This window comes from Polyangiaceae bacterium, assembly GCA_020633235.1.
In the GTDB taxonomy this organism is placed as follows: Bacteria; Myxococcota_A; Polyangia; order Polyangiales; family Polyangiaceae; genus JACKEA01.
In genome coordinates this window covers 342,901-363,974 of the sequence record JACKEA010000007.1, presented here as the reverse complement: position 1 = coordinate 363,974, position 21,074 = coordinate 342,901, and the positions used below count along the sequence as shown (strand labels likewise).

Below are 21,074 nucleotides of genomic sequence, written 5' to 3'. Positions count from 1 at the left end.
AGAGCAGAAACCGTTCCAGCTGGGAATTCCAGCAAAATTACGCCCTCAACGTGCGTCCGATGCCACAGGCGTGGTGATGGCTTCACGCACGTCCAGCGCCAGTGCGCAGCTGTCTATGCCGTTGGCCAGCTCGGCGCGTGCCGCGGGTGACACCCAGCTCGGATCCACCGGACGGCGCAGCTTGAGCAACACCTTCTTGGACGCCAGATCCACGAGCCCCACCCGCACCTGGTGCGGCCGCTCGCCATCGAGCTCCGCGGGCTTCTCGCGATCCCCCGGCTCGTCCATGGCCACGAGCAACAGGCGAGCCTTGGCCGCCTTGCGCGTCTCCTCCAGCGGCGCCTTGTCCAGCTGTTTGGACAGGCGCGTCAGCTCGTCCGGTGAGGTCGCCGTCGCCACCAGCTCCTGCCATTTCTCGTTCATGAACGCGGCGCCCACCAACGCGTCGTGCAAGCGAAGCACGTTGTCGAGCTCGCTGCGGCTGCGCGCACGGCGGCGCAGCTCCTTTTCCGTGCGCTTCTTGGGCGGCTTCACCAGGCAGCGCACGAAGGCGTCTTCGTAAGAGTGCGCCGCGCTCTCCGCCAGCTCGCCACCGCCGAATCCGGACACCGGACCTCGCACGTAGATGGTCGCGTCCGCCAGCTGTTTCTCCAGGGCACCGGGTGCCCGCAGCGCATCCGACACCTTGTCGCCGTCGTAACGCCCGGCAAACAGCGTGAGCCACGGTCGTAGCCGCGGCTCCAGAGATTCCGCGTCTACTCCGGCGGACTCTCGCCGCACGCGTTCCAAGAGCTCGGCGCGTTGCCGGTCGATCTCCTTCTGTGCCCGCCGGAAGGTCCACGACAGCCAGGCGATGCCCGCGACGATCACCGTGAACAGCCCCGCGCGCACCAGTGCCATCATCCGCGGCGGCAGCCGCGCCCCGGACTGTCCCCGGCCGGAGACGCTGGCGCGCACCCGGGCGGCCAGCTCCGGGGACATCTTCTTGTTGGCCAGCAGCGTCATTCAGCGGCCGTTTTCCAGCGCTGGATGTTCCGCTCGATGAGCGTCTCCAGCTGCTCCCCCGTCACGCCCAGGCGCTCCGCCGCGTGGCCCGCGAGGGACGTGGTGGCCACGCCAGGAGAGAATTGATACGTGGCGCGCCGTTCTTCGTCGAGCTCCACCTGAATGAAGGCGAGCTTCGGGATCTTCTGCTCTCGCGCGAGCCGCGCCGCGAAGGCCAAGAAGTGCGTGGTGATGAACGCCTGCGGCTGGAGCTTCGCCAGCATGGTCACCACCAGCTCGAAGATCTCCTCGCCTTCGCTCGGGTTCGTCCCGGAGCATAGCTCGTCCAAGAGCACCATCGCTCCCGGGGGCAGGCGCTCGAACAGATCGCGAATGCGGATCAGCTCCATCCCGAGCCGGCCTTCCGCCTGATCCGCTTTCGTCTCTTGGATCAGGGACATCACCAAGCTCGACGTGAGCGACACGGCCCCGGCCCGCGCCGGAATGAACAAGCCGGACTGCGCCATCAGCTGTGTCAGCCCCACGGACTGCAGGAGCCGCGTCTTGCCGCCGGAGTTCGGACCGGTGACCAGCACCGTGGTGCAGAGCTCCGCCGTCTGCAGGTTGCACGGCACCGGCTGGATCCCGCTGATGAGCAGCAGCGGATTGAACAGGCCTTCGAGGTTCCGCGGCGCCTCGGGCTCCACCAGCTCCGGCAAGCACACCTCGAGACCCGCCGCCCGAGCCTGCTCCGCAAACCCGATGGCGCCGAGATACAGCTCCATGTCGCCGAACAGTTGAATCAGCGCGACGACCTCGTCCACCACACCGGAGAACACCGCGTCCACCAGCCGTGCCATCACCTCGCCATCACCGAAGCGATAGCCGCGCAAGAACAGCTCCACCTTGGACAGAAGGCGCCGCAGCGGCGAGCTGGTGAAGGGGTTGTCCGCGTCTTCTTGAACCGACACCACCTCGAACCCGCGGATGCGCCCGTCCGCCCCCACGCCGATGTTCAAGCTCAGGGTCGCGCGCCGCTCGTCGTAGCGCAGCAGATCCGAGAGTGACTGATACGGCTCCCCCGATTGCACCCGCAAGCCGAACTCCGCCAGCACCGAGAGCCCCGAGCGCGACGACGCAAACCCCGTCGCCATGCGATCGAACACCAGCTTGAGCGCTTGCAATATGTCGAGCTGACGCCGCACCGGATCCCAATCGCGCCCGCCGCCGGTGTTCTCCAGCAGCGCCCGGAGCCGCGCCAGCGCCACGTACAGCTCCCGGAGCTCCTTCACCAGCTCCGGCGACGCCGACAGCTCCCGCAGGATCGCCCGCCGGTGCTCCACGATGGCCAGCTCTTTGGGAGGTTGCCCAAGCAGCCGCACCAGGTGCGTGCCCAGCGGCAGCACCTCGTTCTTGCCCAGTCGGATCTTGAAGCAGCCCGCCACGAAGCGCGTCAGGAACAGGTCGTTCATGAAAGCCGCGGGCTCCCAGCTCGAAGGCGCGAAGCTCGCGCGATCCAGCGTCTCCTCGAACAGCCCGCCGCCGGTGCCTCCGGCAAATGCCAGCTCCACCGCGAGCCGCGTCCCCTGCGGATCCACCCGCACCCGCGGTGTCGGATGCAACAAGTCCGGTTGAGCCATCTCGCTCGCGACACCCTTCGTCACGAAAAGTTCCTCCCGGCTCGATCCTGCAAGCTCGGCAGCGTCGTTTCCAGCTCGATACGCCTCGATAAATCCACTCGAGCCGCCCTTTTCCACCAAGGCTCGATGTTTGGGTTTGTCGCGACGCCGCGGAACCCCGCGCCCACAAAGAAACGCCCCCCGCCGGCGCGGCCAGCGGGGGGCACGGTTCACGTCGCTTCGACGACTAGTTGCAGGTGACCTTGGTCACCGTGACGTCGTCGAGATTCCAGGACGACACGGTGTACACACCCGCGTTGCCAATCCTGTAGCCAAAGCGCACCCGCAGGTTGGCGTTGGCGTACGCGCTGATGTCGTAGGTGAGCTGCGTCCACTGGTTGTCTTGGATGCCGGGAGAGGGCCCGGACTGCCACACAGTGACCCAGTTGGTGCCATCGAACACCTGCACGTTGTTCTGCATGAACGGCGTGTAATCGCTGTTCAGCCAGCGCCAGAAGCTCAGCTGCAGCGACGTGGCGCCCGCCGCGTTGATGATGGGGCTGGTGAGGTAGTAGAAGCCGTGCTGGGCCGTTGGCGCGTTGCCACCGATGACCACACCGGCCACGCCGTTACCGGAGGGACTGTGATCCGTGGCGGGATCCGGATTGAAGTGGTTTTGCCCGCTGGAAGCCGTGGCGTTGCCGATGCCCCAGTCGGTCCCCAGCGTCCAACCGGCGCCGTTGCTCGAGAAGTCCTCGGTGAACAGCACCGTGGGCGTCGGATTGGAGCAAGCCGCCTTGCACACACCCGCCGCGCAGTAATTACCTGCAGCGCACACGGTACCGCAGGCGCCGCAGTTGTTCGGATCGTTGTCCAGCACCACGCAGGCCGTGCCGCACTTGGTGGTACCGCCACCGCAAGTGAGCTCGCACGCGCCGGCCACGCACGCCTGACCCGTAGCGCAGGGCTTCGCGCACTGACCACAGTTGGCCACGTCGGTCTGCAGGTTCACGCACTGGCCGCTGCAGTTGGTGGTGCCGCCCGAGCACGACAGGCCGCAGGTGCCGCCCGAGCACACCTCGCCCGTCGCGCACGCCGTGCCGCACGTGCCGCAGTTCGCCGGATCCGTGCTGGTGTCCACGCAAACCGTCCCGCACTTGGTCGTTCCGCCGGCGCACACGATGCCGCAGGTGCCGCCGGAGCACACCTCGCCTGTCGCGCACGCGGTGCCACACGCTCCGCAGTTCGCCGGATCCGTGTTGGTGTCCACGCACGCCGTCCCGCACTTGGTGGTGCCGCCCACGCAGCTGAGGCCGCAGGTGCCCGCCGAGCACACCTCGCCCGTCGCACACGCCGTGCCGCACGCGCCGCAGTTCGCCGGATCCGTGTTGGTGTCCACGCACGCCGTCCCGCACTTGGAAGTGCCGCCGGAACACGCCAAGCCGCAGGTGCCGTTCGAGCACACCTCGCCCGTCGCGCAGGCCGTGCCGCACGCTCCGCAGTTCGCCGGATCCAGGGCGGTGTCGACGCACTTGCCGCCGCAGTCCGTGGTGCCACCCAGGCACTGGGACGCGCAGGTTCCCGCCGAGCACACCTCACCCGTCGCGCAGGCCGTGCCGCACGCTCCGCAGTTGGCGGGATCCACGTCCGTGTTGGTGCAGGTCGTTCCGCACTGGGTGCTGCCGCCGGTGCACGTCAGGCCGCAGGTGCCGCTCGAGCACACCTCACCCGTCGCGCAGGCGTTGCCGCAGGAGCCGCAGTTCGCCGGATCGTAGTTGGTCTGCACACAAGCGCCGTTGCACAAGGTCGCGCCAGGGCACTGCGGGCCGGCATCGGCATTTCCGCCGCCGGTTCCTGAGGTATTGCCGAAACCGCCGGTCGCTCCAGAGCCACCAGTTGCCCCCGAACCGCCGCCACCGGGCGACGAGCTGCTCGAGTCGCTTCCGCAACCGATGGGAGCCAGAGCGCCGAGGAGCAACACCGCTCCCGCAATCAGTCCCCCGTAGAGGGACCTCGTGTCTCGTCTCATTGATCTCTTCCCTTTTGCAATCCTCGGCAAATTGGCCTGAGGATAGATCCTTCCTTCTCTCACGAGACGCGAGGGGTGCACAACCGGCGGAGGTTCGATTTGTCCGTGCAGCGCGCAACTCGACGCATAAGATCGGCGCCATGATTCGCGCAGCGCTGTCGCTATTTGTAGTTTTCACTGCCGGTTGCAGTACAACGACGCCGCCTCCGGCACGCTGCGCGGAGCCGACGCCTGCGGCAGCACCGGCAACGCCGACGAGCACGAGAGAGAGCGAGAGCACGCCGCCACCCGTGAAGGCCGTGCCCTACGATTTGCCGAAAACGGAAGACTTCGCGCCGCCAGTGGCGCTACCCACGGCCGGCACGGCGGAAGCGGTATCGCCGGTCCTGAGCGTCGAGCTCACCCGGGACGGTGCCGTGTCCGTGAACGGCAAGCCGCTGAGCAACGTGGACGATCTACGGCGCATCGCCCAGCAGGCCCACGACGGAAATCCGGACGTTCGCGCGGTGATCCGGGCGGACAAGGACGTGGCCTGGGGCAGCGTGGTGCACGTGCTGGATTTGCTGAAACAGGGTTCCGTCGCCAAAATTGCCTTCGGCGTCTCGCGCTGAGTGCTCCGCCTTCGGCCGCCGGGCGTCTAACTGGATAGCCATGGCCGCCGCCGTCGATCGCTGGACCGAGCTCGCCGCCAAACCCGAGGCGGCGGACCTCGCCGACCAGGTGTTCGAGCTGGTGTACACGCAGATGCGGGCCATCGCGGCGGCGCGTCACCAGGAGCTCGACGATCTGGTGCAGATCGCGGCAGAGCAGGCGTTCCGCGCGCTGCCGAGCTTCGAGGGCCGCTCGCAGCTGTCCACTTGGACCTATCGCATCTGCTACCACGCGCTCGTCAGCCACGAGCGCTGGTCGTCGCGCTTCTTTCGACGGTTCATCGTGGGGCGCGAGGCGCCGGAGTGGGACGACCCGACGCCCCTAGCCGAAGAAGAGCTTCTGCGCCGGGAACGCGTCGCGCGGCTCCGCGCCGCCCTCGCCTGCGTCGCGCCGAAGCGACGCGCCGTGGTGGTGCTGCACGATCTCGAAGGGCTGAGCATCGACGAGGTGGCGGACATCGTCGGCGCCAAGAGAAACACCGTGAAGTCGCGACTGCGCGACGGACATCGCCAGCTCGCGAAGCTACTGCGCGAGGATCCGTACTTTGGCGACGCAGCCGGGGGGGCACAGCGATGAACCCCGTCGCCCTGGCGCGCATGCGCCGCGCCTTTCGTGAAGACGCGCCCAGCCGCGTGGAGATCGCGGCGGCCCGCGCGCGCTATGAAGCGACCGTGGCGCGCGCGCCGGCGCCCAGCGTCGGATCGCTGCTGCGCTGGGGTCTGGCCGGCGCCGCGGTGGGGGTGCTCACGATGCTGCTGCTGGGCGCGCCGGCGCGCCCGGCGCCGGCCATTGCCGCAGAGCCCAGCGCGCCGTCCCGCGCGGCCGCGCCGCCCGCCGTCACCGCCGAAACCGTGCGCCCGCGGAGATCGCGCCGCAGCCGCCCCGCGCCGAGCGGCCCGTCGCACCCCGCCGCGAGCGCCCGCGCGCAGCCGCGGCCCCGCCGGTACCCGCGCCGTCGGCCTCCGCCGCAGCCGTTTCCGCCGCGGCGCCTCCCCGCTCAGAGCTCGGGCACGCCGCGCGTTGGCTGTCCATCGGGCGCGGCACCGAAGCGACGCCCATCGTCGTCGGCCTCGACAAAGACGCCGCCGCCCCGTGAGCCGCAGCGGAATCCGCTTCTTCCCTTCGATGAAGTGTACATCTAACCCCAGTGCTCACCTGAGTCGGTCCTCCCTCGCAAAGCGGCGGCTCAACGACGATCTTTTCATCGGGTGGCTTGTCGATTCGGCGCGGAATCAGCCCGCCTATCGCGGAACAAGCAGCGCCAGGGCGCGCCGAAGCACTCGCGGCCGAAGGTCTTCTTGGCCGCGCTCAAATTGTGGCCTCTGCAATAGATCCGACCATTGGAGGATCCATCGTCACAGATCCTGGGCGTGCTCGAGCTTCGCTTTCAGGCTCTCTCTCCGGCCCAGCTCGAGCTCGCCGATCAGGGGGGAGCGGTCGCGCCCAAATCGGTTGCTATGTAAACTGATTTTCCTACGCCAATGACCCCTGGGCGTCCCCGTTCTGCCCTTCTCAAGCCTGCCGAACCCTTTCGGATGCAACGATCAGGGGCTTCGGACGCGCCTAGATCAGTTGCTATGTAAACCGATTTCCGTGCACCCCAGACCCCATCAATTCCGCGGGTCCACCCCGGCAAAGCCCACGCCCTTGGTCCAGCGCGATGACGTCACGACAAGCCGGGCGCCATCCGGCACTGAACGAATTCTGTCGTCAGTTCGCGCTCGTCTCGTGTTGTGCTCTTCCGGTCGCTTGGCTCAGAAGGCAGCGCGCGCCCGCCCGCGAACGACGCGCGGCAACGGCAGCGCGACCGTCAGTCGTTCTCTTCAGAGTGGCGTCTGTTGTGGTCAACCCAGGTGAATAGTGGGTCTAAATGTACACTACTTGAATGGTGAAGAGCTACACGGTGGCCAACGCCCGCGCGAACCTTGCGGAGATCGTGGACGAGGTCGCCGCCGGGACGGATGTCGAGCTGACCCGGCGAGGGAAGAAAGTGGCGGTCCTGCTATCGACGTCGCGATACGCACGGCTACACGGCGACCGCGTGGCGTTCATGACAGCCTATGAGACCTTCCGCAAAGAGGCGGATCTGAGTGAAGTAGGCGTGGAGAGGGACTGGGCTCAAGAGCTACGAGATCAGATCCCGGCGTCCTCGATCAGTTGAGCGTCCACGGCGGTGCGTGCGCGATATGCGCACCGGTCTGGCACGAGCTCCAGTTCGGTGTGCAGCGGCTTCCTCGCGGCAAACGCAGGACAGCGCTGCAGACCTTCCTGAACGATGTAGTACGACCCACGTTGCCGATCCTGCCCTACGATGAGCGCGCAGCCGCGTGGCACGGCGCCGAGCGAGCCCGCCTCGAGCGAGCAGGCAAGAAGCCCCCGTTCGTAAGCGGTCAAGTTGCCGCGATTGCCGCCCGTCCAAAACTGGATGAGCCGACGCTGAAGAACCATTCTCTCCGCTACTGCGCGCTCTTCTTGGCCTTGTCGTCGGCTTCCTTGAGCCGCTGCTCGATGCGCTTCTTCACCGCACCGTACTGCTCGAGCAGCTGCTTCCACTCCGCGACGCGCTTCTTGCGGTCCGCGGCGGTGGCCGGATAGGTCTTCGTCTGCGTCGCTTGCTTGGCGAAAGTCTCGTAGGCGATCCAGCGATCCGTAGCGTCGTCGTAGGACTTCTGGCGCTCCCGCAGGTCCGCGAGCACGAACAAGATCTTCGCCTTCAGTCCGCCGTCGCGGCCGACGTAGCGCAGCGCCGCCACCCAGGACTCCTCGGCGTCCTTCATGCTGCCCTTCGCCAAGTACGCCTCGCCGATGCGATAGTGCCCGAGCGCGTTCTGCGGCTCCTTGGTGATCGCATCTTTGTACGCGGAGATGGCACCGTCGAAGTCGCGCGCGACGTAGAGGTCGTCGCCCTTCTTCACGTTCTCCCAGAACGGGCTGATGCCCTTGATGCCGTTGGGATCCCGTCGCACGTCACCATTGCCGCCGGTCGTGGCCTTGTCGCCGCCCTTGTCGCCCTTGGCCGCGGCCTTGTCCTTCGCTGCGGGCTTCTGCGCCGCTGCCGCCGAGGGGATCAGGACCGCTGCCACCACCAGAGCTCCGACCAAGCGCTTCATCGTGCCTCCGCCGCCGAGGCTACCATGCTCTGCCCAACAGGCGAAAAGCGCTGGTTTCCCTGCCGGCTTTCCGCGCCTGGATGTTGGTGCGCCGCGGGTACGCCCCGGTCCGTAGCCCTGACGTGCGCTGCACAAATGTGTACCCGCGCTGCCCCGACAAAATCCCCCGTCTATCCATGGGGGAGAGGCTGTGTACGATGCCGGTCGGATGCGGATCTCCCCCTACCCTTGGGATGCCCTGGAGCGGCTGAGCCACTCGGCGGTCGCGCTCTCCACCGGGGCGCGCCACGCGGTGGCGCGGGCGGTACGGGTGGACCGGCTGTCGGAGGCGGCGTCGGCGGTGTTGGCCGGCGAGGTGATCGTCGTGCTGCAGGAGATCCGCGCGGCAGACGCGCCCTCGTCGACCGAGGGCACGGCGATCTCCGCCCGCACGCGGGATGGCTCGGCGGAGATCACGCTCACCGTGGACGACGAGCTGGCGGCCACGGCGGTGGCGCGCTTGCTCTCGCAGCCCGTGAAGCTCGGCGCGCCGCACCGTCCGACGGACCCCGCGCTGCGGGGTGCCTTCGCCGCGTTGGTGATGGAGATCGCACGGCGCGCGCACGGTGAGGATCTGCTGTCGGTGTGGCCGTCACTGCCGGCTGCGGCCGGGCCCGGCGTCGAGGCCGTGGCCACGGTGCTGCTCGATGGTCGCGGCTTCGGCGCGCGCGCCTGGGTGCGCTTGCCCCCTCAGCCCACGCGCGGTTCGGTCGGCGGGGTGCTGTCCCGTTTGGGACACACACCGGTAGCCCTCGGCGTCGTGGTGGCGCTCGGGCTCGCGGATCCCGGCGAGCTGACGGCGCTGCAAGTCGGCGACGCTTGGCTTCCGGGTGAAGGGCTCTGGATCGACGCGGGTGGCGCCGGCCGCGCTGCGCTCGCTGCGCCGGGAACGGAGCACGGCTTGGGCGTGGATCTCTCGCCCGACGGTCGAATCGTGGTACGGGGCGATCTCGTGGCGCTGAGCGCCGAGGTGGACATGGCAGACGGCGAAGGCGACGTGGGGGACGTGATCGCGGAGGCTCCGCTGGTGGTGCGCGTGGAGGTCGGCTCCGTGACCCTGAGCGCTCGGGAATGGGCCGCGCTGCGACCGGGAGACGTGATCGAGACCGGGCATCGCATCGCGGATCCGGTGGTGCTGCGCATCGGCGGGCGCGAGGTCGCGCGGGGCGAGCTCGTGAGCGTGGAAGGTGAAGTCGGCGTGCGCATTCGCTCGCTGTCCACGGGGAACGAATGAAGCGACGAGTCCTGCTCCTGGCACTGGTGCTCGCGGTTTCCGCCTGCGACGAAAAGAAGACCGCGCCGGCAGCACCCAAAGCTTCGGCCGCAACAGTCGCGGCGCCGGCTGCCAGCTCCGCGGCCCCACCGGAAAAGAAGCTCCCGTGGTTCGTGGGTCACTTCAGTGGAGCGTACGACGCGCAGCACTATCTCATCGAGATGAGCAAGAGCGACGGCGTGGTCCGCAACTGGGCCGAAGACGACGGCGGTGCGGGCAGCGGTGAAGGCACCATTTCTCTGGACGTGACGGAAGGCGGCACCATCGTCGGAAGCTCCAAGGGCCCGCTGGGCGAGCTGGTCGCTTCCGGCGAGGTGGACGAGACCTCGTTCCGCGTGCGGCTCGTTCCCAAGGAGCCGGGAGACGGCAAGTTCACCGGCTTCTTCTTGGTGAAGCAGGACGGCAAGGTGTTGCGCGGTCGACTGCAAGCGTCCACCGGGGACAGCCTCACGGTGCGGGACGCGCCGGTGCTCGTGCAGAAGGGCGACACGCCGCCGGACATCGAGGACTCGGACAAGCCCGTGAAGCCCGTGAAGCCCGCGCCCAGCGCGAGCGCGGCCGCGCCCGAGTAGATGGCCACCACCCTTCTCGATCTCTCCGTGCTCGCGACCAACACCCGCACGCGCGGGATTGGGCGTTACGTGGCGGATCTCGCCCTGGGTATCGCGCGGGCCAAACGCGAGACCACGGATCTGCGGGTGCTCGGTATCGAGCGCCTGGGCTGGGTCGGCAACTCCGTGGTGACGGAAGATCTCGAAGGCGCCGTGGAGCGCCTCACGGATCTGAGCGTGCCGGCCCGCGCGCACGCCAACTGGGCGTATCGCGTGCGCGTGTCCTTGGCGGCAGCCGCGCAGAGCGTGGCGCCGGATCTGATCCACACCGGTCACCCGAACGCGACGCCCATCGGGGACTTGCCCTGCCCGCGGGTGACCACCTGCCACGATCTCATTCCGCTGCACTACCCGAAGCACTACCTCACCTGGCGCGATGGTTATCGCGTCGGTCGCGAGAAGCTCGATCACCGGCGCTACCACTCTGCGCGTCACGTGATCGCCGTGAGCCAGACCACGGCGGACGACCTGATCGGGTTGCTCCGTGTGCCCGCCGAAAAGGTGACGGTGGTGTACAACGGCGTGGATCTCTCGCGCTGGAGCAGCGAGCCGGGAGAGGGCGACGCCGAGGTGCGCGCGCGCTACGGGCTCAGCGAGGCGAGCTACATCTTGGGCGTGGGCGCCGCCAACTGGCGCAAGAACCCGGTGGGCACGATCCAAGCGCTGGCCCGCGCCCGCAAGTCCGTGGCGGATCAGAACCTCATGCTGGTATGGGCGGCGCGCCTGGGCAGCGAGACGCAACGGCTGCTAGTGAGCACCGCGCGGCAAGAGGGCGTGGAGGACGCCGTGCGTCTCATCGGCTACGTGCCCGACGACGAGCTCGCGGCCCTCTACCGCGGCGCCGTGGCACAGGTGTTCGTGTCCCGCGCGGAGGGCTTCGGCTACCCGGTGGTGGAAGCCATGGCCACCGGCTGCCCGGTGATCACCAGCGACCGCTCGAGCATGGCGGAGATCGCTGGGGACGCCGCCGTGCTCGTGGATCCGGAGCAGACCGACGCCATCGCCGACGCCATCGTCCAGCTCGCCACCGACCCCGACGCACGTTTCAGCTTCGCGCAGCGGGGCGTGGCTCGCGCCCAGCAGTTCAGCCTGGAGAAGATGGCGCGCCGCACGCTGGACGTGTACCGCAAAGTGATCGCCGAAGACCGCGGTTAAGGCACCACACCCTCGACGTGTACCGCTAAGTGATCGCCGAAGACCGCGGTTCGAGCACCTCACCCTGGACGTGCACCGCAACGTGATCGCCGAAGACCGCGGTTACAGCACGAACGACTTTCGCGATGCGCGAGGGGATGAGAGCGCGGGAAAATCGCGAAGCGTGAGGGAATGACCCTAGACGTTTGCCGCAACGTGATCGCCGAAGACCGGTTACAGCACCACACCCTGGATCAAGAGCGCCGCGCCGAACGCGTTCAGCGTGGCGTGGGAGTTTTCGGTGTGGAGCGCGGAGACGGACAGCATCGGTCCGAGCCCGACGCCTCCGCTGCGAAAGGTGTAGCCCACGCCAGTGTGGCCGCCGATGCCGGCGCCGCCCAAGCCGCCGTCGCTCGTGCCGCCTCCACCACCGCCGTTTCGGCTCCCGGACATGAAGCCCGCAACCGCATAACCCACTGCGAGATCCACGTGAAGCGGGCCCTGCGCGTTGGGATACCAGTCCACGAGCGGACCGATGCTCCAAGCTCCGAGCCCGGAGTCGGTGCCGTCGCTGCGTATCACCTCGCCACCGGCCACGGACGCGTCGAAACCGACGGCGAGGGCGAGGCCGTCCAGCGGTGCGTAGCCCGCGCCGAAGCGAAGCGAAGCGCCGCCGGCGGCAAAGTCGCCATCGACGACGGACGGATCGTCCACGCTGCCCTTGACGTAGTCCGGCCCCGCCGCGAGCTGGACGTACAGGCCGCGCCTCGGCGGATCTTCCGCCCGCGCCGAATCCTCCGCCCGCGCCGAATCCTCGGCCCGCGCCGAATCCTCCGCCCGCGCCGAATCCTCGGCCCGCGCCGAATCCTCCGCCCGCGCCGAATCCTCCGCCCGCGCCGGCGCTGCCGCAAACAGCGCTGCCACTACCGCAAGAAAGCCCACCCCATGCTTGTGCATGCCAAATTGTAGCAGGTTGGCCGCGAGGTTCCGCGCCGCCGCGACAAAATCAGACTGGTCTCGATTGGGGCTCGCCCGGCTCCCCCAACACTCTCGGCTCCCCCCAACACTCTCGGCTCCCCCCAACACTCTCGGCTCGCCCAACACTCTCGGCTCGCCCAACACTCTCGGATCGGCCGGCTCGCCCGGCTCCCCAACACTCTCGTGGGTGCTCTCGGCGACCAGCGGAAGGGAACGTCGGCTTTGCTCCAAACGGTTGCCATGCTTCTCCAGCTCCCGCCCCTCGCGCTTCGCGAAATTCGTTCGGTTCCGGACGGTTTTCCGCGCTCTCATCCCCCTCAGCACTTCGAGGTCTTCCCGCGCTCTCCGCCCCCCTCGCGCTTCGTGAAATTCGTTCGGTTCCGAACGGTTTTCCGCGCTCTCATCCCCCTCCGCACTTCGAGGTTTTCCCGCGCTCTCATCCCCCCTCGCGCTTCGCGAAATTCGTTCGGCTCCGAACGGTTTTGCGCGCTCTCATCCCTGCAACTCTCCGCCTCTTGCCTCTTGCCTCTTGCCTCTTGCCTCTCGCCTCTCGCCTCTCGCCTCTCGCCGCTTGGGCCACCCCACGGGCACTCCCAAGCCCGCGGCCCAAGCGCACAGTGGCCCAAGAAATGGACCGCCCAGCTCGACGCCGCGCTCGCGGGGAAGCGGAGCTTGGTGAGCTATTGGAGCAGCTGGAGCCGCAAGGACGCCTGTGGCTTCACCGTCGCTCTGCTCACCACGCCCCTCGGCAAGCTGTGGCGCGAGGTGGACGCCATCACGAACCCACTGTTCCTGAGCTTCGCGATGCGAAGCTACTCGGATTTCGTGGCCGCCGTCGCTCGGCTGCCAGAGCGGGACCGGCGCACCGCGCTGGCAGCCCTGCGCAAGGTGAACCGCGCCAAGCACGATCGCCCGCGGAAGGATCTGGGTGCGTCCGCCTAGGGGTCGACGCTCGGATTCGCGAAGATCCGCGAGATTTCTCCCGGTAAACGGGTAAGACTTCTGCCATGGGACTCTCGGGGCGCGGGGTGGCCTTCGCTTGTGTGCTCGTCTGTGCGGCGTGCTCGTTCAAGAGCCTGGACGACCTGAAGGCCAACGCGTCCGTAGATGGGGGCGCGAGCGGCGCTTCCGGCACCGGTGGTGGGAGCGCGGGCAGCGGGGCGAGCTTGCCCCTCGGCGCGCTGTGCGCAGCCAACGCGACCTGCCAGTCCGGTCACTGCGCTGCCGGCATCTGTTGCGACACCGCCTGCGACTCGCCGTGCGTGGCGTGCGCCGCGGCGGCCAAGGAGAGCGGCGAGAAGGACGGCACCTGCGGTCCCGCCAAAGCCGGCACGGATCCGCGTGGTGACTGCGACGAAGAAGCGCCCTCCACGTGTGGCAACGACGGCAAATGCGATGGCGCAGGAGCGTGCGAGAAGCACCCCGCCGGAACGCTGTGCAGCGACACCACCTGCAGCGGTGGCGTCAAGACCTTGCCCAAGCTGTGCGATGGCGCCGGTCAGTGCGTCGCTTCCGGGTCGGAGCAGTGCCAGCCCGCCAGTTGCGCCGGCAACGTCTGCTCCGGTGATTGCGCCAACGACGCGTCCTGCAAGAGCGGTGAGTATTGCGATCTACTCACGGGGGACTGCGTCGCGAAAGTCGACCTGGGGCAGACGTGCTCTCAACCTTCGCAGTGCGGCAGCGGCTTCTGTGTGGATGGCTCCTGTTGCGAGAGCGCTTGCACGGGCGCTTGCCAGGCCTGCAATGGATCGCTGACGCTGGCTCCAAGCGGAACCTGTGCGCCGGTGGTTGCCGGAACGGATCCCGACGACGACTGCGCGGACGAAGGTGCCGCCAGCTGCGGAAACGACGGAAAATGTGACGGTAGTGGCGCGTGCCGCAAGTACGGGCCCACCGCGGTGTGCGCCGCCGCCACGTGCTCCGGTAGTACGCAGACCAACGCCAAGACGTGCGACGGCCAGGGCAACTGCGGGGGCAACGGCACCACGGGCTGTAGCCCGTATCTATGCAACGGAGCCACCTGCGGCAGCAGCTGCAGCGCCGACAATCAGTGCGTGAACGGGAGCTTCTGCTCGTCTTCCACTTGTGAGGGAAAGAAATCCAACGGCGCCAGCTGCGGCTCCGCACAAGAATGCACCAGCGGGCACTGCGTGGACGGCGTGTGCTGCAACACCGCGTGCACCGCCTCGTGCCAGGCCTGCTCGGCCGCCAAGAAGGGAGCGGGCGCCAACGGCACCTGCGGCAACGTGGTCGCGGGTCAGGATCCCGACAACGACTGCGCGCAAGAAGCCGCTTCCACCTGTGGCAAGGACGGCACGTGTAACGGGTCCGGCGGCTGTCGCTTGTGGCCCGGCGGAACGGTGTGCACGCTGGGCAACTGCAAGCTCGACCCGGCCAACAACTTCACCTACCTGCAGACGAATCCCGACACCTGCAACGGCACGGGCACCTGCGTGGACAAGGGCACCGTGCAGTGCGGGCTCTTGGTGTGCGGCGGCTCGCAGTGCAAGACGTCATGTGCGACGACTGCAGATTGCGTGCTGGGCGATTGCATCGCCGGCACGTGCTACTTCAATCCGCCCATCTGACGGGCATCGCGCCGCACCAACAAGCCTACGTGGAGGGTACGGCTTCCTTTGTTGGCTCGCCGCGGAACCTCGCGTTCAGGTCCACACGACGTGGCCAAACACGCCCACGACGCTGCCCGCCTTCGTGAGCGCCAGCGCCATGCGCGGCAGACAGCTGCCCTTCATCTCGTAGCCTGCGGGCGGCTCGCCTTCGAAGTCGAGCGTCTCGCCGTACTCGTAGAAGCCGATCTGCACGAACCAGCCGCTCTGCAGCTCCGGCTCCGCTTCGACGAAGCTCATCAGCTTACGCCAGGCTGCCAGTGTCGCTTCGTCCTCTCCCGAGCACAGGTCGTCCCAGAAGCTGCCCGCTTCTTTCATGGGCTCTACCACGACGCGATCCAGCGGCATGATGGTGCCGCCAAAGAGCGCGCGCACACTGGCTTCGTCCAACTCGGAAGACCCGGCGCTGGTCGCGCAAAAGTACGGCACCCAGTGGACGTCAGCCTCGCTCTTCATGCCGACGAGCACGTCGGCCACGAAGGCGTGCATTGCGTCCGACAGACGCTTGCACAGGGCGAGCTCGTCGGGTTCCACGGCGTGATCCACCGGCTCTCCCTGCTTGGAGATCACGCCGTTCTCGTACACCACGGTCTTCACGGACAGGACGTTGTTGGGCCACTCGTACAACGCGCGGTCGCCGCAATCGTAGTCGTTCATGCACGGCTCGAAGGCCGCCATCCAACGCGGGTCGACGCCGAACTCGGTGAGCATTACCGATCTCTATTGCGGGGCGGCGCGGAAGGAAAGACGTCAAGCGCCGAGCCCGCGGAGCTGGAACTTGCGACGGTAGGCGCTGGGCGTGAGGTGTGTCACGCGGCGGAATACGCGGCGGAAGAAGCCACCGTTTTCGTAGCCTACCTCGGCTCCGATCTGCTCGACGGAGTGGGTGGTGCGTTCCAGCAGTCGCCGTGCCTCTTCGATACGCAACTCTTGGACGTACGCGATGGGTGTGTGGCCCGTGACTGCGCGGAAGCGCCGCTCCAGAGTGCGGCGCGAGAGCTTTGTCCTGGCACAGACTTCTTCCACGGGATTGTCCGACATGTAATGCAGCGCGAGCCAGCGCTGTGCATCGGCCACAGCCGCGTCGCCGTGGTCCAGGCGGGGAGAAAAATGTACGTAGGGCGCCTGCCCCTTGCCGTGCCACTCCAACATCAGCAAGCGCGCCATGGACTGGGCAGCGATGGGCCCGACGTGCCGCGCGATCAGATGCAGTGCAAGGTCGTGCCAGGACATCACGCCCCCGGTCATCACCAGCTCGCCACGTGGGCCGCAGGTGATCAAGACCTCCTCCGTGCGGAGCCGTACGCCAGGAAAGTTCTCGCGAAAGGTGCGCGCGAAGGCCCAATGCAGCGTGGCCTCCCGCCCCTCGAGAAGTCCGGTCTCGGCCACGAGCAATACGCCGGTGCAAGCGGATGCCAAGACGGCGCCGCCTGCGTGCTGGCGCTCGAGCCAGCGCACGAGGCGTGGGTAGCGGCCGGTCTCCCAGTGCAGGTCGCTCACCATCATCAATGGCACGATGGCAATGTCCGTTTGCTCCACGTCGTCGTGGGTGAGGTGCGCGCCCAGGGGTAGCCCGCTGGCGCCTCGCTTCACGCCGTCGTTGGGCACCACGATATCGACGTGAAACGGACGGGTCGGCACGTCGTTTTCGATGCTCGCAAGCAGCGGAAACGCTTCGAGCGTTTCGTACAAGCCGCTCAACGGCGACACCTGCGTGTCCGGAGTCGCGACGAGAGTGACATGGAGCGGCGTCATCTCGTTCACCTTGGCGCAAACGGAACGGTGCTGTCGAATTTGGCTCTTACCAGATCACACCAGAGATCCGATGTTGACGCCTGTAGCCAAAAGCAAAGGAGGCAACATGACAACAGAGCTCAATGGTTGGAACGTGGAGGCCATGACCGAGGCAATCGAGGAAGTGAAGAAGACACCCGAGGCAGGACGCCTCACCTGGCGCGGGCGCGTGGAGTGGGACGGAGGCTTTGGGCTGGATGTGCACACCCGCGAGATCGAACAGATGGGCGAGGTGATGCATCGCCACTTCACCCTGCGCGGAGATCACCCACCGGAGCTGCTCGGGAAGAACACCGGTCCTACGGCCATCGAGACCTATTTGGCGGCGCTGGGCGCGTGCATGGCCGGGACGTTTGCGGCACAGGCCACTGCGCGCGACGTGAAGGTCGAGAAGCTACAGCTGGAGGTCTCGGGCAACATCGACCTGAACGGCTTCTTCGGGCTCGCACCGGTGCGGCCGGGGCTCTCCAACGTGAAGCTCGAGTTTTCCGTCGACGCCGAGGCGGACGACGCGACGCTCGCGGAAATCTTGGAGGCGGCGCAGACCCACTCGCCGATCTTCGACACCACCACGAAGCCCGTGAAAGTACAGGCGACGGTGCGGCGGGCGGATCAGTAGCCGCAGATATCCGCCAGCATTTCGCGCCAACGGAACTCGTCGTCTTCCGAGTCTCCCGCTGCGGTCTCGATGACGGAGAAGTGGTGCTCGTACTCGTCCTCGCAGAAGCGCTCCGGGATCATCAGCTCCCCCGCTTCCCCGGCTTGCCGCGCGGCGGCCGTGTAATCCTTCACCAGCTTCTTGAGCACGGCTTCTTCCGCGCTTTCGTCCCCCCGTGCGCGCTGCAGGCCAGCAATGACCTGCTGCGCCAGGTCGGGGAAGAACTTGCTGTCGTCCATGGCGACCTTAGACTCCGCCCGTGGATGTGGGTCAATCCCTTCGCCCGCTGCTGCCCGCCTCGGCAGTGGGAACCGTAAAGGCCGTCGAGGCGTTTCAGATGGGCAAGTCCGGCGCGGGCGTTTACGCCGTCACGACGGACCGCGGTGAGTACGTGCTGCGGGTACAGGGCGCGCACGTGGACACGCCCTTCGAGGAGCACATCGCGCTGTTGCGGCGGGTGGCAGAGCGGGGCATCGCTCCTGCCATCGTCCACGTGGACGATGGCGCCCGCGCCGTGGTGACGAAACGCATCCAGGGGCTCTCCCTCGCTGCCGCGCTGGGGGACACCGCGCAGCGGACGGCATTTCTCGGGAGTCTCGTCGCGCAGCTCCGGGCGCTTCAAGCGCTGGACGCCACGAACGTGCCCGCGCGCGATCCGGTGGGCTACGCGCGTCGGGTCTGGGACGAGCAACGTACGCGCCCCGCGTTCCCCAAGTGGGGTCGCGAGATGGACGGACTGTTGGCGGACGGCGCTCGCGCCCTGGCCGAGGATCCGCGGCGCGTGTTGGGGCACAACGACATGAACCCGAGCAACGTCCTGTGGGATGGCACGCAAGTGTGGCTCGTGGATTGGGACGCCGCCGGCACCGCGCATCCGTTCTACGATTTGGCCGTGTTCGTCATGTTCCTGGATCTGCCGCCGGACGCGGCGCACGGCCTGCTCGCGCTGCAGCAAGGTGTGCCGCCTACGGACAGAGAGCGCGAGACCTTCGCGCTACTGCGCCGGCTCAGCGCGCTGCTCACGGGCAGCCTGTTCCTGCGTTTCGTCCCCGACCTCTCGCGCTTTGCCGCGCCCACGCGCGCTGACGCTCCCACTATGGCCCAGTGCAAAGCGGACATGACCGCCGGCAAGCTCGATCTCTCGGCGCCCAGCGGCTGTGCCGCTTTCGGTCTGGCCCTGCTGGGCATCGCGGCAAACCAATAAGAGCGCGGGAAACCGTTCGGATCCGAACGAACTTCGCCAAGCGCGAGGGGGATGACAGCGCAAGAAAACCTCGAAGCGCGGCGTAGGATGACAGCGCGCAAAACCGTTCGGATCCGAACGAACTTCGCCAAGCGCGAGGAACGAATTTCGCGAAGTGCGAGGGGGGATGACAGCGCGGGAAGATCGCGAAGCGCGGCGTAGGCTTAGAGCGCGCGAAACCGGTCGGATCCGAACGGATTTCGCGAAGCGTCAGCGGCGAGAGGCGAGAGACGAGACGCGAGAGACGAGACGCGAGAGGCGAGAGGCGAGAGACGAGACGCGAGACGCGAGAGGCGAGACCGCGACGAACGCCGCTTGGCGCTTCTTCGAAGAGAGCAGCGGGCCAAGAACCGCTCGGCCTGGTCGCGGCGCTCTACGCGAGCACGAGATCGCTCCCCAGCCGCGCGAGCGGGCGGCCGTGATCGGCAGCGGCCATGCGCATCTACGCGTTCTCGGCAGCGGCCATGCGCATCTACGCGTTCTCGGCGGCCGGCATGCGCATCTACGCGTTCTCGGCGGCCGGCATGCGCATCTACGCGTTCTCGGCGGCCGGCATGCGCATCTACGCGTTCTCGGCGGCGGCGTATGCGTTGTAGTCGTGCCGCGCATGGATCGAGCGCAACACCGCGGCGAACGTCGCCCGGCCTTCCGTTCCCCGCACGCCATCCATGAGCTTCACGAAGCGCCCGAACTGTGATTCGTCGTCGAGATCGAGATCCCCTGCGCGCGCCACTGCTTTCGTCACGGCGTCTTCTTCAAGTGCAGCACCCAGTCCCCGCTCGCGGGGCACGCAAAGCTGGCCTTGCCGCCGGTGGAGGTGACCATGTCCGCCGCAAGGAGATCTCCCGTCGCCGGGTTCAGCCACGCCGCCGTGTAGCTCCCCGCTTCCAGCGTCACGTCGCGCGTCCCGCCGCGCGGAAAGTAGGCCACGTATTCTTCACCGGGCAGCGCCAAGAGGGCGCTCTCGTCGTCCACCAGCTCGAGGTGCGGCGCCATCTTCCAGTACTGCGTGTTCTGCGTGAAGAAGTCGTACAGCGTCTCGAGCTGCGCGGGGCGCCAGGTCTCGATGTTCGTAGCGTCGAACTGAACCGCGGTGTGGGCGAAGCCCATGCAGAAATAGCCACCGGCCGTCGTGATCTTCCAGGCCTTGCGGCGCACGCTGGCGGGCGAGTGCAGCTGCTTGGTCGTGACGCCGAAGCCGCTGGCTCCCGCTTCGAACTGGTAGCCGAACTCGGTGTTGATCACGGGTTTGCCGTGGGACCAGTCCTCCGCCACGCTGTCTTCCATCCCCGGGCCTTCCATGTCCCAGCCCTCGCTGGTCCAGGTCACCGGGTACGTCGAGCCCTGCCAGTCCGTGCTCTCGTAGGTCACCCCGTTGTTCCAGTAGCCGGGTTGCACGCCCTGGTTGTTCTGCACGTTGAGCACGCTGATGGCGCTCTGCTCCCACAGCGGCCACACCACCTGCGGCAAGTGCTGGGCGGTGCCCTTGTAGCTGTGGAAGCTGCCGTGCGGCGGGAACTCCGAAATCCACACCGATGGGTGCGCGCCGATGGCGTGGATCGGGTCGATACCGTGGATGCGTGCGGCGACGCTCTTGGCCCAGTCCACGTCGCTCTCTTCGTAGCTGTACGCCGCCGTGGGGTAGCGTTCGAACTCGTTCGTCACCGTCCACATGAAGAGATTGGTGCGGTCCTTGTAGCGACCGACCAAGGTGTCGACCCACTGGTTCTCCTGCGCGGTGTTCCCCCACATGCCGTTGCCGCCCTCGGCATCGTACAGCCACACGATGAGCTCGATGTTCACACCCACGGACTTCGCGTAGTCGAACGTCGCGTCCAGCTTCTGCATCTTGGCTTCGTCCACGGTGCCAAAGTCCGGCGACGCGGGAGTGCCGCCAAAGGGCCAGAAGCCCGGAGCGATGGCGCCGATGCGCACCAGATTGAACGAGTGCGCCGCGCGTGAATCCAGGAACTGGTGAATGGCGGCGTCGCTCTCGCCCAACAGCTCGTACGCCGTGTCCCCCATCGGGAAGTAGCGTGCGCCGCCGTCGTACACGAAGGAGTGCGGATACGCCGGGTCGATGCGAATGTGCCCCGTAGCCGCCCCCGCGCTGCCCCCGGTTCCCGCCGCGCCGCCGGTTCCCGCGCTGCCCCCGGTTCCCGCGCTGCCGCCGCTGCCGCTGGTTCCTGCCATGCCCCCGGTCCCGGCACCGCCATCCGCGCCCGCACCGCCGCCGCTCCCCGGGTTGCTCGAATCGTCACTCGAGCAAGCGGCAAGCGCCAATGCCGCGACAGCCCAGCATGCGTACTTCTTCATGAGCTTGC

At 67.5% G+C, this 21,074-nt stretch carries 23 protein-coding genes; 12 read left to right on the top strand and 11 right to left on the bottom strand.

Annotation, left to right across the window (positions count from 1 at the left end; translation table 11 throughout):
* Nucleotides 1-45: 45 nt before the first annotated feature.
* The 3 genes from H6717_34910 to H6717_34900 form a co-directional block, all read right to left on the bottom strand.
* On the bottom strand, nucleotides 46-1,005 hold the full coding sequence (locus H6717_34910) for a hypothetical protein (GenBank protein ID MCB9582278.1): 960 nt from the start codon (nucleotides 1,003-1,005) through the stop codon (nucleotides 46-48).
* The gene (locus tag H6717_34905; protein MCB9582277.1) at nucleotides 1,002-2,624 is read right to left on the bottom strand and encodes a DNA mismatch repair protein; all 1,623 of its coding nucleotides are present in this window, start codon (nucleotides 2,622-2,624) and stop codon (nucleotides 1,002-1,004) included. The genes H6717_34910 and H6717_34905 overlap by 4 nt, the downstream gene beginning before the upstream one ends.
* Nucleotides 2,625-2,850: 226 nt before the next feature.
* The gene (locus tag H6717_34900) at nucleotides 2,851-4,632 is read right to left on the bottom strand and encodes a choice-of-anchor J domain-containing protein (protein ID MCB9582276.1); all 1,782 of its coding nucleotides are present in this window, start codon (nucleotides 4,630-4,632) and stop codon (nucleotides 2,851-2,853) included.
* A 140-nt stretch (nucleotides 4,633-4,772) separates the two neighbouring features.
* Here H6717_34900 and H6717_34895 point away from each other — a divergent pair, with 140 nt between their 5' ends.
* From H6717_34895 to H6717_34880, 4 genes are all read left to right on the top strand, one after another.
* Nucleotides 4,773-5,243: a biopolymer transporter ExbD gene (locus H6717_34895; protein ID MCB9582275.1), complete on the top strand. Its 471-nt coding sequence runs from the start codon at nucleotides 4,773-4,775 to the stop codon at nucleotides 5,241-5,243.
* Nucleotides 5,244-5,283: 40 nt separating this feature from the next.
* Nucleotides 5,284-5,859, top strand: coding sequence for an RNA polymerase sigma factor (locus H6717_34890; GenBank protein ID MCB9582274.1), 576 nt, complete (start codon nucleotides 5,284-5,286; stop codon nucleotides 5,857-5,859).
* Nucleotides 5,856-6,425 (top strand): hypothetical protein, encoded by a 570-nt coding sequence (locus tag H6717_34885; GenBank protein ID MCB9582273.1) that lies wholly within the window; start codon nucleotides 5,856-5,858, stop codon nucleotides 6,423-6,425. The genes H6717_34890 and H6717_34885 overlap by 4 nt, the downstream gene beginning before the upstream one ends.
* A gap of 743 nt (nucleotides 6,426-7,168) precedes the next feature.
* The gene (locus H6717_34880; GenBank protein ID MCB9582272.1) at nucleotides 7,169-7,444 is read left to right on the top strand and encodes a type II toxin-antitoxin system Phd/YefM family antitoxin; all 276 of its coding nucleotides are present in this window, start codon (nucleotides 7,169-7,171) and stop codon (nucleotides 7,442-7,444) included.
* Here H6717_34880 and H6717_34875 read toward each other — a convergent pair.
* A complete protein-coding gene (locus H6717_34875; protein ID MCB9582271.1) occupies nucleotides 7,417-7,731 on the bottom strand; it encodes a hypothetical protein in 315 nt (104 codons plus the stop codon). The genes H6717_34880 and H6717_34875 overlap by 28 nt on opposite strands.
* A gap of 8 nt (nucleotides 7,732-7,739) precedes the next feature.
* Complete coding sequence (locus H6717_34870) at nucleotides 7,740-8,393, bottom strand: tetratricopeptide repeat protein (GenBank protein ID MCB9582270.1); 654 nt, start codon at nucleotides 8,391-8,393, stop codon at nucleotides 7,740-7,742.
* 208 nt (nucleotides 8,394-8,601) lie between these two features.
* Here H6717_34870 and H6717_34865 point away from each other — a divergent pair, with 208 nt between their 5' ends.
* From H6717_34865 to H6717_34855, 3 genes are read left to right on the top strand one after another with little or no spacing between them, the layout of a single operon-like run.
* Nucleotides 8,602-9,666: a FliM/FliN family flagellar motor switch protein gene (locus H6717_34865; protein MCB9582269.1), complete on the top strand. Its 1,065-nt coding sequence runs from the start codon at nucleotides 8,602-8,604 to the stop codon at nucleotides 9,664-9,666.
* On the top strand, nucleotides 9,663-10,277 hold the full coding sequence (locus H6717_34860) for a hypothetical protein (protein ID MCB9582268.1): 615 nt from the start codon (nucleotides 9,663-9,665) through the stop codon (nucleotides 10,275-10,277). Before H6717_34865 ends, H6717_34860 begins: the two co-directional genes overlap by 4 nt.
* Entirely contained in the window at nucleotides 10,278-11,471 is a 1,194-nt protein-coding gene (locus tag H6717_34855) for a glycosyltransferase family 4 protein (protein MCB9582267.1), read from the top strand.
* 213 nt (nucleotides 11,472-11,684) lie between these two features.
* Here the strand turns inward: H6717_34855 and H6717_34850 are convergent, their stop codons facing one another.
* Nucleotides 11,685-12,407: a hypothetical protein gene (locus tag H6717_34850; protein MCB9582266.1), complete on the bottom strand. Its 723-nt coding sequence runs from the start codon at nucleotides 12,405-12,407 to the stop codon at nucleotides 11,685-11,687.
* Between the two features lie 696 nt (nucleotides 12,408-13,103).
* Between H6717_34850 and H6717_34845 the strand changes: the two genes are divergently transcribed.
* Both H6717_34845 and H6717_34840 read left to right on the top strand, forming a co-directional pair.
* Nucleotides 13,104-13,370: a hypothetical protein gene (locus tag H6717_34845; protein MCB9582265.1), complete on the top strand. Its 267-nt coding sequence runs from the start codon at nucleotides 13,104-13,106 to the stop codon at nucleotides 13,368-13,370.
* A gap of 65 nt (nucleotides 13,371-13,435) precedes the next feature.
* Entirely contained in the window at nucleotides 13,436-15,016 is a 1,581-nt protein-coding gene (locus H6717_34840) for a hypothetical protein (GenBank protein MCB9582264.1), read from the top strand.
* Nucleotides 15,017-15,091: 75 nt separating this feature from the next.
* Here the strand turns inward: H6717_34840 and H6717_34835 are convergent, their stop codons facing one another.
* Both H6717_34835 and H6717_34830 read right to left on the bottom strand, forming a co-directional pair.
* The gene (locus H6717_34835; protein ID MCB9582263.1) at nucleotides 15,092-15,766 is read right to left on the bottom strand and encodes a hypothetical protein; all 675 of its coding nucleotides are present in this window, start codon (nucleotides 15,764-15,766) and stop codon (nucleotides 15,092-15,094) included.
* Nucleotides 15,767-15,805: 39 nt separating this feature from the next.
* Nucleotides 15,806-16,810, bottom strand: a complete 1,005-nt coding sequence (locus H6717_34830) for a helix-turn-helix domain-containing protein (GenBank protein ID MCB9582262.1) — start codon at nucleotides 16,808-16,810, stop codon at nucleotides 15,806-15,808.
* A gap of 106 nt (nucleotides 16,811-16,916) precedes the next feature.
* On the opposite strand from H6717_34830, the gene H6717_34825 reads away from it, so the two are divergent.
* The gene (locus tag H6717_34825; GenBank protein ID MCB9582261.1) at nucleotides 16,917-17,468 is read left to right on the top strand and encodes an OsmC family protein; all 552 of its coding nucleotides are present in this window, start codon (nucleotides 16,917-16,919) and stop codon (nucleotides 17,466-17,468) included.
* Here the strand turns inward: H6717_34825 and H6717_34820 are convergent.
* Nucleotides 17,462-17,746 (bottom strand): hypothetical protein, encoded by a 285-nt coding sequence (locus H6717_34820; protein MCB9582260.1) that lies wholly within the window; start codon nucleotides 17,744-17,746, stop codon nucleotides 17,462-17,464. The genes H6717_34825 and H6717_34820 overlap by 7 nt on opposite strands.
* A gap of 20 nt (nucleotides 17,747-17,766) precedes the next feature.
* On the opposite strand from H6717_34820, the gene H6717_34815 reads away from it, so the two are divergent.
* Together H6717_34815 and H6717_34810 are read left to right on the top strand one after the other, a co-directional pair.
* Nucleotides 17,767-18,711, top strand: a complete 945-nt coding sequence (locus H6717_34815; protein ID MCB9582259.1) for an aminoglycoside phosphotransferase family protein — start codon at nucleotides 17,767-17,769, stop codon at nucleotides 18,709-18,711.
* Nucleotides 18,712-19,184: 473 nt separating this feature from the next.
* Nucleotides 19,185-19,346 carry a hypothetical protein gene (locus H6717_34810; protein MCB9582258.1) on the top strand — a complete coding sequence of 54 codons (162 nt, stop codon included), beginning with the start codon at nucleotides 19,185-19,187 and terminating at the stop codon, nucleotides 19,344-19,346.
* On the opposite strand, the gene H6717_34805 is transcribed toward H6717_34810, so the two are convergent.
* Both H6717_34805 and H6717_34800 read right to left on the bottom strand, forming a co-directional pair.
* Complete coding sequence (locus tag H6717_34805; protein ID MCB9582257.1) at nucleotides 19,313-19,495, bottom strand: hypothetical protein; 183 nt, start codon at nucleotides 19,493-19,495, stop codon at nucleotides 19,313-19,315. The two genes, H6717_34810 and H6717_34805, sit on opposite strands and share 34 nt — an antisense overlap.
* Nucleotides 19,492-21,066 (bottom strand): hypothetical protein, encoded by a 1,575-nt coding sequence (locus H6717_34800; GenBank protein MCB9582256.1) that lies wholly within the window; start codon nucleotides 21,064-21,066, stop codon nucleotides 19,492-19,494. The genes H6717_34805 and H6717_34800 overlap by 4 nt, the downstream gene beginning before the upstream one ends.
* Between the last annotated feature and the right edge of the window lie 8 nt (nucleotides 21,067-21,074).

What these genes read in the sequence shown, in the direction of transcription:
- H6717_34880 (MCB9582272.1), top strand. Translation starts at nt 7,169, where the DNA reads ATGGTGAAGAGCTACACGGTGGCCAACGCCCGCGCGAACCTTGCGGAG.
- H6717_34900 (MCB9582276.1), bottom strand. Translation starts at nt 4,632, where the DNA reads ATGAGACGAGACACGAGGTCCCTCTACGGGGGACTGATTGCGGGAGCG.
- H6717_34860 (MCB9582268.1), top strand. Translation starts at nt 9,663, where the DNA reads ATGAAGCGACGAGTCCTGCTCCTGGCACTGGTGCTCGCGGTTTCCGCC.
- H6717_34875 (MCB9582271.1), bottom strand. Translation starts at nt 7,731, where the DNA reads ATGGTTCTTCAGCGTCGGCTCATCCAGTTTTGGACGGGCGGCAATCGC.
- H6717_34820 (MCB9582260.1), bottom strand. Translation starts at nt 17,746, where the DNA reads ATGGACGACAGCAAGTTCTTCCCCGACCTGGCGCAGCAGGTCATTGCT.
- H6717_34910 (MCB9582278.1), bottom strand. Translation starts at nt 1,005, where the DNA reads ATGACGCTGCTGGCCAACAAGAAGATGTCCCCGGAGCTGGCCGCCCGG.
- H6717_34835 (MCB9582263.1), bottom strand. Translation starts at nt 15,766, where the DNA reads ATGCTCACCGAGTTCGGCGTCGACCCGCGTTGGATGGCGGCCTTCGAG.
- H6717_34825 (MCB9582261.1), top strand. Translation starts at nt 16,917, where the DNA reads ATGACAACAGAGCTCAATGGTTGGAACGTGGAGGCCATGACCGAGGCA.
- H6717_34810 (MCB9582258.1), top strand. Translation starts at nt 19,185, where the DNA reads ATGCGCATCTACGCGTTCTCGGCAGCGGCCATGCGCATCTACGCGTTC.
- H6717_34840 (MCB9582264.1), top strand. Translation starts at nt 13,436, where the DNA reads ATGGGACTCTCGGGGCGCGGGGTGGCCTTCGCTTGTGTGCTCGTCTGT.
- H6717_34865 (MCB9582269.1), top strand. Translation starts at nt 8,602, where the DNA reads ATGCGGATCTCCCCCTACCCTTGGGATGCCCTGGAGCGGCTGAGCCAC.
- H6717_34870 (MCB9582270.1), bottom strand. Translation starts at nt 8,393, where the DNA reads ATGAAGCGCTTGGTCGGAGCTCTGGTGGTGGCAGCGGTCCTGATCCCC.
- H6717_34855 (MCB9582267.1), top strand. Translation starts at nt 10,278, where the DNA reads ATGGCCACCACCCTTCTCGATCTCTCCGTGCTCGCGACCAACACCCGC.
- H6717_34830 (MCB9582262.1), bottom strand. Translation starts at nt 16,810, where the DNA reads ATGACGCCGCTCCATGTCACTCTCGTCGCGACTCCGGACACGCAGGTG.
- H6717_34895 (MCB9582275.1), top strand. Translation starts at nt 4,773, where the DNA reads ATGATTCGCGCAGCGCTGTCGCTATTTGTAGTTTTCACTGCCGGTTGC.
- H6717_34800 (MCB9582256.1), bottom strand. Translation starts at nt 21,066, where the DNA reads ATGAAGAAGTACGCATGCTGGGCTGTCGCGGCATTGGCGCTTGCCGCT.
- H6717_34905 (MCB9582277.1), bottom strand. Translation starts at nt 2,624, where the DNA reads ATGGCTCAACCGGACTTGTTGCATCCGACACCGCGGGTGCGGGTGGAT.
- H6717_34850 (MCB9582266.1), bottom strand. Translation starts at nt 12,407, where the DNA reads ATGCACAAGCATGGGGTGGGCTTTCTTGCGGTAGTGGCAGCGCTGTTT.
- H6717_34885 (MCB9582273.1), top strand. Translation starts at nt 5,856, where the DNA reads ATGAACCCCGTCGCCCTGGCGCGCATGCGCCGCGCCTTTCGTGAAGAC.
- H6717_34890 (MCB9582274.1), top strand. Translation starts at nt 5,284, where the DNA reads ATGGCCGCCGCCGTCGATCGCTGGACCGAGCTCGCCGCCAAACCCGAG.